The sequence below is a fragment of the Geodermatophilus sp. SYSU D00710 genome, from assembly GCF_054050195.1.
The window spans coordinates 39,460-52,377 of sequence record NZ_JBJGYX010000005.1; the positions used below are offsets into that span (position 1 = coordinate 39,460).

Genomic DNA, 12,918 nt, shown 5'->3' on the forward strand with positions numbered 1-12,918 from the left:
GAAGACCTCTCGGCGCGGGTCGGCGCGGGCGGTCGTTACTCGATCCCACCGTGTACGCCGATCGCGCCGCCTCGACGGCCTCGTCAAGGTGGTCTGCGGATTTGTGGACAGGTTCCTGACCTGGGGATTCGGGTCGCGCCGTGACTCTTGGTCCAGTATTCTTCGATCATGTGTTCGAGCGGGTGGGAGGCCGGTGACGTCCTCGACGACGTCGCCGCGCTGGTCGCCGAGCGCAACCGGATCGACGCCGCCCTGGCCCGCCGGGTCCGTGCCGCCGAACTCGCCCAGGCCCCGGAGCGCGACGGGCAGAAGAGAATGGCGTCGTGGCTGCGCGGGCACTGCCGCCTGTCCGGGTCGGACGCCGCCCGGCTGGTCGGCAACGGCCGGGCCCTGGAGCACCTGCCGGCCCTCGCCGAGGCCCACGACGCCGGCTGGGTGACCGCGGCGCAGGTGGCCGAGGCCGCCGGACTGCTCACCCCGAAGCGGCGGGCGGCGTTCGCCGCCGCCGGGATCGACCTCGGTGAGGTCGACGGGGTGCTCACCGGGGTGGCGGTCGAGCAGGACCACGCCGCGCTGGTGACGGTGGTCAAGAGCCATGAGCACGCGTGCGACCCCGACGGGCCCGAGCCCGATCCGACCGAGGGCCGGTCGCTGACGGTGGTCAAGCACACCGACGGATCGCTGAGCTTCCGCGGCCACCTGGACGCGGTGGGTGGGGAGAAGGTGGAGGCCGCCCTCGAGGCGCACGTGCAGGCCGACCGGCCCGCCGGCGACCAGCGCACCAGAGCGCAGCGGCTGGGGGACGCCTGGGTCCAGCTCGCCGACAACGCCCTCGCGGCGGGCGACCTCCCGGTGCTGCGCACCGTCAAGCCGCACGTGGCGGTGCGGGTGGACCTCGACGACCTGGCCGACCCGGCCACCGGCCCCGGCGCCGCCACCATGGGGTTCGGCGCGACGATCTCCGCCGCGAGGGCACGCTGGCTGGCCTGCGACGGGCAGGTCACCCGGATCGTCATCGGCCCGGAGGGACAGCCGCTGGACGTGGGCCGGACCAAGCGGGTGGTGACCCCGGCGATCCGGCGGGCGGTGGAGGCACGCGACGGGGGTTGTGTGTTCGCCGGCTGTGACGCGCCGACTCACTGGGCCGATGTGCACCACCTGGTGCACTGGATCGACGGCGGCGAGACCAGCCTCGCCAACAGCGCGCTGCTGTGCGAGCGGCACCACACCAAGGTCCACCACGGCTTCCGCGTCGAGCGACAACGCGACGGGCAATGGCGCACCTGGCGCCCCGACGGCACCGAGATCACCGTCCCCGCACCGCTGGCTCCCGCGGCATGACGTCGTCGGACGGCGCTAGCGTCCACGGCGTGGAACCCGCACCGACCGCTGACCTGGTGCGCTGTGCGTGGGGGGACAGCACGCCGGAGTACCAGCGCTACCACGACGAGGAGTGGGGCACCCCGCTGCGCGGCAACGACGCGCTGTTCGAGCGGCTCTGCCTCGAGGCGTTCCAGTCCGGCCTGTCCTGGATCACCATCCTGCGCAAGCGACCCGCGTTCCGGGCCGCGTTCGCCGGTTTCTCCATCGATGCGGTCGCGGAGTTCACCCCCGACGACGAGGCGCGCCTGATGGCCGACAGCGGGATCGTCCGAAACCGCGCCAAGATCGCCGCCGCGGTCCGCAACGCCCGCGCCGCCCAGCAGGTCCCCGGGGGGCTGTCCGACCTGCTGTGGTCCTTCGCACCCGCCGGGCCGCGCCCCCGCCCGGCCACGCTGGCCGACGTCCCGGCCACCACCCCGGAGTCCACGGCGATGGCGAAGGAGCTCAAGCGGCGGGGCTTCGTCTTCGTCGGGCCGACCACCGCCTACGCGCTCATGCAGGCCACCGGCATGGTGGACGACCACGTCGTGACCTGCTTCCGGGCGACCCCCTGAAGGGGCTCGTGTTGGTTCCGCGGCGGGGATACGGGATCATGTGCCGAGAGCTCAGCACCGATGAACAGCCACACCGCAGCCGAAGGGGGCGGCGGGTGGCCGGCGAAGGAGGCACGCATGGCGGCCATGAAGCCGCGCACGGGTGAAGGTCCCCTGGAGGTCACCAAGGAGGGGCGCGGCCTGGTCATGCGGGTGCCGCTCGAGGGCGGTGGCCGGCTCGTCGTCGAGCTGTCCCCGGACGAGGCCGCGGCGCTCTCCGAGGCCCTGAAGGGCGCGACCAGCTGAACGCCCCCGCGAGCCTGCCCTCGGGCAGCCCCGCGCAGGACGACGCGGCCCCGGCCGCCGGCAGCACGCCGGCGACCGGGGCCGCACCCTTGCCGCGGGTCGAACTGCTGACCTCCCTGCCCCGGCTCGGCGAGGACGACGTCCTGGCCGTCCCCGTCGGCTCCGGCGCGGCACTGCCGCCCTGGCTGACCGCACCGGCGTTCGGCACCCTCCCGCCGGTCCCGGCCCGGTTGCTCACCGCCGCGCTGGCCGACACCGGCAACACCGGCAAGCCCGGCACGGTCACCGACCTGCCGGTCCCCGGCCGCCGCCCGCGCAGCGTCGTCGCCGTCGGGCTCGGCGACGGGACGCTGCCGCACCTGCGCACCTACGTCGCCGCCGCCGTCCGCCGCGCGCAGACCCTCGCCGAGCACGGCGCCACGCGCCTGGTGCTGCCCCTCGACGCCGCCCTCGCCCCGGCCGGCGCCGACGAGGTGCGCGCCGCCGTCGAGGCCGCCCTGCTCGGCGGCTACCGGTTCCGCGAGACGTCGAAGCCGCACCCACCGCGGCTGGACACCGTCGCCGTGGTCGCCGCCGACGCCGCCGCCCCCGTGGTCAGCGCCGCCGCCCGCGCGGGCGAGGTCACCGGCCGCGCCGTCGCCTGGGCCCGCGACCTGGTCAACACGCCCAGCAACACCAAGGACCCCGCCTGGCTGGCCGGGCAGGCCGTCGAGCGGCTGGCGGGCCTGCCGCACGTCACCGTCACCGTGCTGGGCCCCGAGGAGCTCGCCGCGGGCGGCTTCGGCGGCGTGCTGGCCGTGGGCGGTGGCTCGGCGTCCCCGCCGCGCGTCGTCGTCGCCGCCTACGCGCCGCCCGGCGCCGGTCCGGCCCACCCGGTGCTGGTGGGCAAGGGCATCACCTTCGACACCGGCGGCATCTCGATCAAGCCCAACGCCGGCATGCGCGAGATGAAGACCGACATGGCCGGGGGAGCGGCGGTGCTGGCCGCGCTCGAGGCCGCCGCACGCCTGGAGCTCCCGGTCGCGGTGACCGTCGTCGTCCCGGCCGCGGAGAACGCCGTCTCGGGGTCGTCCTACCGCCCCGGCGACGTCGTCCGGCACGTCGGCGGGCGCACCACCGAGGTGCAGAACACCGACGCCGAGGGTCGCATGGTGCTCGCCGACGGCCTGGCCCACGCGCGGCTGTCGCTGGGCGCCACCGTGCTGGTCGACGTCGCCACCCTGACCGGCGCGATGAAGGTCGCGCTCGGCACCCGCACGGCCGGCCTCTACGCCACCACCGACGGGCTGGCCGACGCACTGGGCACCGCCGCCCTGCACGCCGGCGAGCGGGTGTGGCGGATGCCCCTGGCCGAGGACTACGCCGACCTGCTCGACAGCGACGTCGCCGACGCCAACAACGCCCCCGGCAACCCCGGTGGCACCACCGCCGCGCTGTTCCTGCGGCCCTTCGCCGGCGACCTGCCGTGGGCCCACCTCGACGTCGCCGGTCCCGCCCGGGCCGCCGCCGACGACGCCGAGGTGGTCAAGGGCGGCACCGGGTTCGGCGCCCGCACGCTGCTGCGCTGGCTGGAGGCCGGGGCGCCTCTCGACCCGCTCCCGCCCACCGCCGACCGAGGAGCCCGATGAGCACCGACGACACCGGCGTCGTCTTCCCGGCCGGCCCCGACGGGCGGCGCAGCACCGCCGCGGTCGGCCGGGCGGTGGTGGCCGACGCGCTGCGCCCGGTCGACCCGGTCGGGGCCCGCGCGGCCGAGCAGGAGACCAACTGGCGGACCGGGTACCTCACCCACTTCCGCCGGCTGGTCGAGGCCGGGCTCGCCTCCGCCGAGGCGGCCCGCACCATCGCCGGCGCCGGGCTCGACGCCGTCCACGGCCGGCTGCGGGTCGCCGGAGGTGGCACCGAGCAGCCGCTGGGGACGCTGCTCACCGCACCGGCCGGCCGGGCCCTGACCACCGGCGAGGTCACCGGCCGCGGCGAGCCCGAGCGCGCCTTCACACTGCCCTTCCACGGCCGGCGGCTGGCCGGCGACGAGCTGGCCCGGCGACTCGACACCTGGGTGGAGGGCGGGGTCCTGGAGCCCACGGCGGCCGCGGCGGTCCGCGAGGTCGCCGCCCACCCCGAGTGGCTGGCGCTGCCCGGCCGCACGGTCGCCGTCCTCGGCGCCGGCGCGGAGATGGGCCCGCTCACCGCGCTGCTGCGCTGGGGTGCGACCGTGGCCGCCGTCGACCTGCCCCGGCCCGACCTGTGGCGGCGGGTCCTCGACACCGCGCGCCGCGGGGCCGGCCGGCTGTTGGTGCCCACCGCGGGCGGCGGGCTGCCCGAGGGCGCCGGCGCCGACCTGGTGCGCGAGGTGCCGGCCGTCGCCGACTGGCTCGCCGACCTGCCCGGCGAGCCGGTGCTCGGCAACTACGTCTACGCCGACGGCGCCACGAACGTCCGCGTCTCGGCCGCCGTCGACGCGCTCACCCTGCGGGTGCAGGCCGCCCGGCCCGAGGCCGCGCTGGCCTTCCTCGCCACCCCCACCGACGTCTTCGTCGTCCCGGGCGAGGCCGTGGCGCAGTCGGTGCGCGCCTACGAGGGGCGCTCGCGGGTGGGCAAGCTGCTCGGCCGGCCGCTGCGGACCCTCTCGGCCGGCCGGCTGCTGCAGCGCGGGTACGTGCCCGGCGTCGACCCCGGCCTGCACGACGCGCTGGTCCCGCAGCAGGGCCCGAACTACGCGCTGGCCAAGCGGCTGCAGCGCTGGCGGGCCACGGTCGCGCGGGCGGCCGGGACGACGGTGTCGCTGAACGTCGCCCCGCCCACCCGCACCCGCTCGGTGGTGAAGAACCGGGCGCTGGCCGCCGCCTACGCCGGGGCGCACCGGTTCGGCGTCGAGGTGTTCGAGCCGGCGACGTCCAACGTGCTCATGGCCGCGCTGCTGGTGCACGACCTGCACACCGGCGGCGGGCCACGGCACGACCACCCGTGGCAGGACGAGGCGCACGCCGCCGTCCACGGCGGGCTGTGGCGGGCGGCCTACGCGCCGCGCAGCGCGCTGGGGCTGGCCGCGGTGCTCGGCGTCGGCGCCGCCCGCGGCTGACCCGGGCGGCTCACTCGCCGACCGCGCCGTCGACCGCCTCCCGCAGCAGGTCGGCGTGCCCGTTGTGCCGGGCGGTCTCCTCGACCAGGTGCAGCAGCATCCAGCGCAGGCTGAACGCACCGCCGTTGCGCAACGGGACCGCCGACAGCGCGTCGAGGTCCCCGGTGGCGGCGACCACGGCGTCGGTGCGCCGGCCGGCCTCCCGGTAGCGCTCGCGCAGCGCCTCGGGCTCCAGGCCCAGGGCCTCGTCGAACTCCCAGTCCGGCGTCGCGTCCCAGTCGACGTCGGCCCACGGCTCGGGGATGCGCTCGCCGGAGAAGCGCTCCACGGCCCAGCTCTCCTCCACGAGCGCCAGGTGGTAGAGCAGGCCGGCCAGGGTCAGCGAGGACGGCGGGTGCGTCCGGCCCAGCTGCTCGCGGGTCAGACCCTCGGTCTTGTGCAGGAGCGTCTCCCGCTGGTAGGCGAGGAAGCCGGTCAGCTGCACGGTCTCGGACGCGTTCTCGGGCGGGTCGGTGCGCACCGGGGAACCCTCGCACGCGCGGTCAGGCGGGCCCGACCAGCCCCGCGACGATCTCGGCGGACAGGGTGACCAGCGGCAGCCCGCCCCCGGGGTGGGAGGAGCCGCCGACCAGGTAGAGCCCCCGCACCGGCGCGGCGTTGCCCGGCCGCAGGAACGCCGCGCGGGTGCCGTTGCTCGACGTGCCGTAGATCGAGCCACCGACGCTGCCGGTCTCCCGGGCCAGGTCGGCCGGCGTGCGGGCCACGCACCAGCGCACCCGGTCGCGCACGTCGAGCCCGCGCGCGGCCATGACCTCCAGCACCCGAGTGGCGTAGCGGTCGGACAGTCCGGGGGCGTCCCAGTCGACGCCGGCGTCGGGGTCGTGGCGCGGCGCGTTGACCAGGACGAACCAGGACTCGCTGTCGTCGTCGGGCCGGGTGTCGGGGTCGTCGGGCGCGCTGACGTAGATGGTCGGGTCGGGCACCGGGCAGGGGACGCCGCGGTGCCGGCCGGTGCCGAAGACGGCGTCGAACTCCGCGTCGTAGTCGGCCGGGAAGGCGACGGTGTGGTGCGCCAGGCCGGGCGTGCGGCCGCGCAGCGCCAGCAGCAGCACGAACCCCGACAGCGACGGCGTGGCCCGGGTCAGGCCGCGCCGCACCGCGCGGGTGCGCCGGGAGGGCGGCAGCAGCCCGGCGTAGAGGGCGGTGGCGTCGGCGCCGGACACCACGACGTCGGCGGTCACCTCCGCACCGTCGGCGAGCTCCACGCCCGACACCCGGCCGCCGTCGCTGAGCACCCGCCGCACGGGGGTGCCGGTGCGCACCTCGGCCCCGCACTCGCGCGCCCGCTCGGCCACCGCGGTGGCCAGCCGGTGCAGCCCGCCGCGGACGTACCAGGAACCGAAGGCCTGCTCCACCCACGGCACGGTGGCCAGCACCGCCGGGGCGCGCCGGGGGTCGGAGCCGGAGTAGGTGGCGTAGCGGTCGAGCAGCACCCGCAGCCGCGGGTCACGCAGGTGCCGGGCGCCCAGGCCGCGCAGCGTCTGCCAGGGGGCCACGGTGCCGACGTCGGCGGGGTCGCGGGCCAGCCGGGCGAGGGTCGCGGCCCCGCGCAGCGGCGAGCGCAGGAACGGCTGCTCGGTGATCGCCCACATCGCCTCGGCGCGGTCGAGCAGGGCCCGCCACTGCGCGCCCGCGCCGTCGCCCAGCGCCGACTCGAGCGCGGCCGGCACCGCCTCGAGGGAACCGGGCACGGCCAGCCGGGTGCCGTCGGCGAACCGGTAGGCGACGGCGGGGTCGAGCCGGACCAGGTCGACGGCGTCCTCCAGCGGGCCGCCGGTGGCGTCGAACAGGTCCTGCAGCACCTGCGGCAGCGTGACCAGGCTGGGGCCGGTGTCGAAGGCGTGCCCGTCGCGCTCGTACCAGCCGAGCTTGCCGCCCACGCTGTCGGCCTGCTCCAGCACCGTGACCCCGTGGCCCAGCGCGGCCAGCCGGGCCGCCGCGGCCAGGCCGCCGAGCCCGGCACCGACGACCACCACCCGCGCCACGCCGTCACCGTAGTGCTCGACCCCGCGACCCGATCGGGTGATCACCAGGAGTGGCGGCACCGTCGGTAGGGGAACAGGATCGGACCCGGACGCGGAGCAGACGCGGCCCCCGGGGACGGGAGGAGGCGGCGATCCGTGCGTGCGACAGCGCTGTGGCCGGCCGTCGGCGTCCTGCTGCTGAGCGGGTGCTCCGACGTGCACCTGCCCGCCGTGGAGCAGGTGGCCGGGGACTTCGCCGCCGGCGACTCCGTCGTCCGCTGCGAGCTGCTGACCCAGGCCGCGGTCTCCAGCCTCGAGCACGAGGAGCCGACCGGCTGCGCCACGGCGCTCGAGGACCTGGGGCTCGGCAGCGGCGACGTGGTGTCGGCCGAGGTCTGGGGCTCGGAGGCGCAGGTGCGCCTGGACGACGACACGCTGTTCCTCACCGAGACCGCCGACGGCTGGCGGGTCGCCGCGGCCGGGTGCGCGCCCTCGGACGAGGACCGCTACGACTGCCTGGTGGAGGGCTCGTGAACGCCGTCCGTGCCGTGTTCCTGGCCTACCTGCTGACCGTCCTCGGCGGCGTCGCCTACTGCGTCGTGCTGGCCCTGCTCGGGCGGTGAGCGACGTGCGACGGGTGCTGCGCGACAACGGGCTCAGCCTGGCGTTCGGTGCGCTGTTCCTCGCCACCCTCGTCGGCCAGGCGGTCGCCGGCGCCGCGGAGGAGAACGAGCAGCGCCTCGACCAGGGCCTCGACCCGCTGCCGCTGGCCGACTACGTGACCTCGTCGTCGTTCGCCGTCGACGTCATGGAGAACTGGCAGTCGGAGTACCTGCAGTTCTTCCTCTACGTGTTCGCGACCGTGTGGCTGGTCCAGCGCGGCTCGGCGGAGTCCAAGGAGCTGCACGAGGTCGGCACCGAGAGCGACGAGGAGCAGCGGATGGGCGAGCACGCCCGCGCCGACTCGCCGCCGTGGGTGCGTGCCGGCGGCTGGCGGGCCGGCCTGTTCTCCCGCTCGCTGGGCCTGCTGATGGGCGCGCTGTTCCTGCTCACCTGGGCGGCGTCGTCGATCGCCGGGTGGACGGCGTACAACACCGAGCAGTTGCAGTCGCACGCCGACCCGGTCAGCTGGGTCGGCTACCTGGGCCGGGCCGACTTCTGGAGCCGCACCTTCCAGAACTGGCAGTCGGAGATGCTCGCCGTGGGCTCGATGGCGGTGTTCGCCGTCTACCTGCGCCAGCGCGGCTCACCGGAGTCCAAGCCGGTGGGCGCCGCCCACGGGGACACCGGCGAGACGGGCTAGAAGGCGTACCGCACCTGCAGCCACGGCGCGTGGTGGGCGATGAGCTCCTGCAACCGCTCGACGCCGGCCCGCTTCACGTCGTTCCGGTAGCGGACGTTCCACTGGCCGTTCTGGCTGCGCTTGGGCTGCTGGAGATCGGGCCGCCACAGCAGGTCCTCGGCCTTCGGGTGCCAGCCGAGGTTGACCTCGTGCAGCTCCCGGTTGTGGGTCAGCATGATCACCTCGGCCGCGGCCTGCGCCTTGGCGGCGGGGGACAGGGTGTCGTCCAGGCGGCGCAGCAGCTCGGCCCAGTCGGCCTCCCAGCCGTCGCGCAGGACGACCGGCGAGAGGTTGAGGTGGACCTCGTAGCCGGCCTCGACGAAGTCGTCGACGGCGGCGATGCGGTCGGGGACGCGGCTGGTGCGGACGTCGACCACCTTCGCGTCGGCGTCGGGCATCAGCGAGAACCGCACGCGGGTGCGGCCCCGCGGGTCGAGGTCGAGCAGCTGCCGGTTGACGTACTTGGTGGCGAACGACGCCTTGGCGGTCGGCAGCCCACGGAAGGTGGCCACCAGGTCGGCCACGTTGTCGCTGACCAGCGCGTCCACCGAGCAGTCGCTGTTCTCCCCGATGTCGTAGACCCAGCTCACCGGGTCGCACTGGTCGGGCTCGGTCTTGACGCCCTGCCGGGCGACGTGCCGGCGCAGGTAGCCCGTGATCTGCTCGATGTTGGTGAAGACGGTGATCGGGTTGGCGTAGCCCTTGCGCCGGGGGACGTAGCAGTAGGCACACGCCATGGCGCAGCCGTTCGCGGTCGAGGGCGCGATCCAGTGCGACGAGCGGCTGTTGGGCCGGGCCGACAGGGACTTCTTGACCCCGAGCACCAGCGTCTCGGTCTTGACCCGCACCCAGCGCTCGACGTTGCCCGCGTTGCCGTGGAGCTCGGGGATCTGCCAGTGCGAGGGCACCTCGACCACCTCGGCGCCGGGAAAGCGGGCCAGCACCTCGCGGCCGCGGGCGGAGTCGAGCGCGGCGGGCTCGGCGTAGACGGTGCGCACGTCGAGCAGGCCGGTGGGGGAGGGCACGGGGGACGGCGCCGCAGCGGGGACGGCGGACGGCGAGGGCGCGGCGGTCACGGGAGGTGCAGCGACCCGCGTGGACCGCCGATTCCCGCCCTGACCTGCGGGAACGGTCACACGCGACGGCTCAGGCGGCGGGGCCGGTGCCGAGGTCCTCGACCCGCAGGCGGCCTTCCTCGAGGTCCTCGGCGACGTCCTCGACGGTCCGCCCGCCGACGTAGGCGGCGCCCCGCAGCAGCGCCAGTGCGCTCGCCGGGTCGGTCTCCAGCACCATCGCCGTGCGGCCCGCGGCCCGCAGCACCGCGGCCCTGCGGCGGGCCTCCGGGCCGTGCAGCCAGGCCGGTCCGCGCTCGGCCGGCCAGTCCGACCACACGGCCGCCTCGGTCAGCTGCGCGGTCACCAGCTCGCCCACGGCGACGGCGGCGAACACGTCGAGGGTCGGCACCGCGGTCTCGTCGGTGAAGTAGAGGTCGAGCGCACCGGCGCCGGCGAGGTCCTCGCGCAGCGGGAACGCGACGACGGCCCGGAACGGGGTCTGCTCGGTGAGCAGGTCGGTGAAGGCCGGCCAGCGGCGGTGCAGGTCGGCCAGGACGGCGAACACCGGCAGCCGGGTCGTCTGCGCCTCCCAGCACGGGCCCGAGCCGACGGTGAACTGCAGCCGCTCGGCGCAGGCGGCCTCGACCGAGCTCGACCCGAGGGGGATCCGCCGCCCCGCGGCGTCGACCACGGACAGCCCGGCCGCGTCGACGCCGAGCGTCACGGCACCGGCCCGGGCCAGCCGGGTCGGCAGCAGCTCGGCACCCGGGGGTCCGCCGGCGCTCTGGTGCTCGAGCGCCGCGGCGAACCGCGTGGCGATGGTCACACGTCATCCTCCCTCCGCGCGGCGGCGAGGGCCAGCGCTCAGCCAGGGGCACCCGGCCGGTGGGTGTAGGCGGCCTCGCGGACGGCGTCGTCCTCCTCCAGCCCGGCGCCCAGCGCGCCGCCGACGGTGGCCAGCGAGCTGGTCAGCCAGGCCAGCTCCAGGTAGTCGCCGAGTGCGGCGCGGTGCCCGAGCCCCTCGCCGAACAGCCCCGACGGCACCAGCAGCAGGGAGCCGGTGAGGGCGAGGACGAACAGCGTGGCGTAGAGGGTGAGCACGCCGATCACCACGGTGGCGACCGTGGCCAGGTTGAACAGCGCCACCTGCTTGCGCACCCGCGGCGAGCGGGCCCGCTCCCACAGCCGCGCGCCGACGACCAGCGTCGCGCAGATGGCCAGCACCGAGCCGAGTCCCACCGCCGCCAGCCGGACCGGTCCGAAGCGGTCGGCCAGCCGCCAGATGTCGGAGGTGACCAGGGCGAACACCCCCGCGGCGACCGCGGCGGTCAGCGCCCGCGACAGCGACGCGGTCAGCCGCCACGGGCGGTTGGCCCGCACCATGCCGACCAGCAGCCGCAGGTTCCCGGTGAGCACCCGCGCGGTGAACCCGATCCCCGCGTCGGACTGGTCGGCGGCCAGCTCGTGCAGCCGCCGTCGCAGCCGCTCGGCGTCGTCCCCGCCCTCGCCGTCGTCACCGAGCAGCGCGCGCACCAGCCCGACCGCCGTCTGCAGCGCCCGTCGGCGCCGGCCGACCGCCCCCAGCGCCGGCAGCGACAGCACCGCGACGCCGTGCACCGGGCTGGCGTGCGCCACCACGGTGCGGCGGTCGACGGTGATCGGCAGGTCGGTCACGCAGACGGCGAGGTCCCACTCCTCGGCCAGCAGGCGTTCGCGGGCCGCGGCGACGATCTCGGCGTCGTCGGCCGGCGGCTGCACCAGGCCGTCGACGACGACGCGCACGTCCCAGGCCACCTCGGTGTGCTCGGCGTGCAGCGCGCCGGCGAGGTCGGCGGCCAGCTCGTCGGCCACCTCGGCGGGCGCACCGGGAGCGGCCACCAGGCCGACGACGACGTCGGGGCGGGGGCGGACCCCCGGGCCCGGCCCGTCCCCGGCCGGGGCGGCGCTCACGGCTCGAGCGTGGTCTCGCGGCCGGTGCGCCACTCGACCATGACGATGCTGGCGTCGTCCTGCAGCTGTCCGGCCTGGTGCTCCATCACGCTGCCCATCAGCCGGCGCATCGTCTCCGGCGGCGGGTCGCCGGCGAGCTCGGCGCGGACGACGAGGTCGGCCAGCCGCTCCTCGCCGAAGAACTCGCCGTCGGGGGAGCGCGCCTCCACGACGCCGTCGGTGTGCAGCAGCAGCCGGTCCCCGGGCCGCAGCTGCACCTGGCAGACCACGGGGTCGGCCGCGAGCAGTCCCAGCGGGCGGGCCGGCGGGCACGGCGGGGGCCGCAGCGGGACGCCGTCGCGGACGAGCAGCGGGGCGGGGTGCCCGCAGTTGACCCAGCGCAGCACGCCGGTGTCCAGGTCGAGACGGGCGAGGACGGCGGTGGCGAACCGGCTGCCGGAGAACTGCCCGGCCAGGACGGCGTCCACGGCGGCGGCGACCCCGGGCAGGTCCAGGTCGACGCGCCGGGCGTGCCGGTAGGCGCCGACGGCCGCGGTGGCCAGCAGCGCGGCCGGCAGGCCGTGACCGACGGCGTCGAGCACGAGCAGGTCGGCCAGCGGGCCGTTGACCGCGTAGTCGAAGGTGTCGCCGCCGATCTCGTAGGACGGCTCGAGGGCACCGGTGATGACGACGCGGTCGTTCGCGTAGGTCAGCGGCGGCAGCAGCTCCCACTGGATCTCCGCGGCCAGCGACAGGTGCCGGCGCCGGCGCAGCCGGGCGAAGACGTCGCTGTAGGCGTCGCGGGTGACCAGGAGCTCGGCGACCAGGGAGGCGAAGGACCGCGCGTCGTCCTCGAAGGCCGGCGGCATCTCGGCCGGCACGACCAGCTCCAGGACGCCGAGCCGCTCGGCGCCGTCGAGCAGGGGCATCCAGAGGCTCCCCGGCCCGTCGTGCGGTGCCGACCGCAGCGGGTCGACCCGGCGGAAGGCGCGACCGCCCAGCGACCCGTCGATGGTCAGGGGGAGGCGCGCGGGGACGCCCTCGCCGGGGACCGGCACGAGCTCGTGCTGCGCGTAGTCGGCCAGGTAGACCACCGCGTCCTGCGCGCCCAGCCCCCGGGCCTGCTCGGCGACCACGGTGCCCACCCGGTCGGCGGACAGCCGGTGCGACGCCCGCACCAGGGCCCGGATGGGGTCCTCGTCGGACGGCGTCGGGGGGGTCACGTCGGGACAGCCTCCCATCCGGCGCCCGGCCCCGCCGCCGG

13 protein-coding genes are annotated in these 12,918 nt (G+C 76.4%); 7 read left to right on the forward strand and 6 right to left on the reverse strand.

Annotated elements, in window-relative coordinates:
- Positions 1–168 precede the first annotated feature (168 nt).
- The 5 genes from ACI78U_RS03530 to ACI78U_RS03550 all read left to right on the forward strand — a co-directional run bounded on the left by ACI78U_RS03530 (position 169) and on the right by ACI78U_RS03550 (position 5,304).
- Positions 169–1,341 carry a DUF222 domain-containing protein gene (locus ACI78U_RS03530; RefSeq protein WP_456873904.1) on the forward strand — a complete coding sequence of 391 codons (1,173 nt, stop codon included), beginning with the start codon at positions 169–171 and terminating at the stop codon, positions 1,339–1,341.
- Positions 1,342–1,370: 29 nt separating this feature from the next.
- The gene (locus ACI78U_RS03535) at positions 1,371–1,937 is read left to right on the forward strand and encodes a DNA-3-methyladenine glycosylase I (protein ID WP_456873905.1); all 567 of its coding nucleotides are present in this window, start codon (positions 1,371–1,373) and stop codon (positions 1,935–1,937) included.
- A gap of 117 nt (positions 1,938–2,054) precedes the next feature.
- Positions 2,055–2,222, forward strand: a complete 168-nt coding sequence (locus ACI78U_RS03540) for a DUF3117 domain-containing protein (protein WP_012947303.1) — start codon at positions 2,055–2,057, stop codon at positions 2,220–2,222.
- 89 nt (positions 2,223–2,311) lie between these two features.
- Positions 2,312–3,850, forward strand: a complete 1,539-nt coding sequence (locus ACI78U_RS03545) for a leucyl aminopeptidase family protein (protein WP_456873906.1) — start codon at positions 2,312–2,314, stop codon at positions 3,848–3,850.
- Positions 3,847–5,304, forward strand: coding sequence for a hypothetical protein (locus ACI78U_RS03550; protein ID WP_456873907.1), 1,458 nt, complete (start codon positions 3,847–3,849; stop codon positions 5,302–5,304). The genes ACI78U_RS03545 and ACI78U_RS03550 overlap by 4 nt, the downstream gene beginning before the upstream one ends.
- 10 nt (positions 5,305–5,314) lie before the next feature.
- Here the strand turns inward: ACI78U_RS03550 and ACI78U_RS03555 are convergent, their stop codons facing one another.
- Complete coding sequence (locus tag ACI78U_RS03555; RefSeq protein ID WP_456873908.1) at positions 5,315–5,824, reverse strand: DinB family protein; 510 nt, start codon at positions 5,822–5,824, stop codon at positions 5,315–5,317.
- Positions 5,825–5,846: 22 nt separating this feature from the next.
- Positions 5,847–7,349 (reverse strand): phytoene desaturase family protein, encoded by a 1,503-nt coding sequence (locus ACI78U_RS03560; protein ID WP_456873909.1) that lies wholly within the window; start codon positions 7,347–7,349, stop codon positions 5,847–5,849.
- 135 nt (positions 7,350–7,484) lie between these two features.
- On the opposite strand from ACI78U_RS03560, the gene ACI78U_RS03565 reads away from it, so the two are divergent.
- Complete coding sequence (locus ACI78U_RS03565) at positions 7,485–7,862, forward strand: hypothetical protein (RefSeq protein WP_456873910.1); 378 nt, start codon at positions 7,485–7,487, stop codon at positions 7,860–7,862.
- 85 nt (positions 7,863–7,947) lie between these two features.
- Entirely contained in the window at positions 7,948–8,631 is a 684-nt protein-coding gene (locus ACI78U_RS03570) for a DUF6766 family protein (RefSeq protein WP_456873911.1), read from the forward strand.
- Here the strand turns inward: ACI78U_RS03570 and ACI78U_RS03575 are convergent.
- The 4 genes from ACI78U_RS03575 to ACI78U_RS03590 all read right to left on the reverse strand — a co-directional run bounded on the left by ACI78U_RS03575 (position 8,628) and on the right by ACI78U_RS03590 (position 12,877).
- A complete protein-coding gene (locus tag ACI78U_RS03575; RefSeq protein WP_456873912.1) occupies positions 8,628–9,746 on the reverse strand; it encodes a spore photoproduct lyase family protein in 1,119 nt (372 codons plus the stop codon). The genes ACI78U_RS03570 and ACI78U_RS03575 overlap by 4 nt on opposite strands.
- A gap of 70 nt (positions 9,747–9,816) precedes the next feature.
- A complete protein-coding gene (locus tag ACI78U_RS03580; RefSeq protein WP_456873913.1) occupies positions 9,817–10,551 on the reverse strand; it encodes a GAF domain-containing protein in 735 nt (244 codons plus the stop codon).
- Positions 10,552–10,589: 38 nt separating this feature from the next.
- Positions 10,590–11,675 carry a hypothetical protein gene (locus tag ACI78U_RS03585; protein ID WP_456873914.1) on the reverse strand — a complete coding sequence of 362 codons (1,086 nt, stop codon included), beginning with the start codon at positions 11,673–11,675 and terminating at the stop codon, positions 10,590–10,592.
- Positions 11,672–12,877 carry a PP2C family protein-serine/threonine phosphatase gene (locus ACI78U_RS03590; protein ID WP_456873915.1) on the reverse strand — a complete coding sequence of 402 codons (1,206 nt, stop codon included), beginning with the start codon at positions 12,875–12,877 and terminating at the stop codon, positions 11,672–11,674. The genes ACI78U_RS03585 and ACI78U_RS03590 overlap by 4 nt, the downstream gene beginning before the upstream one ends.
- Positions 12,878–12,918: the final 41 nt, after the last annotated feature.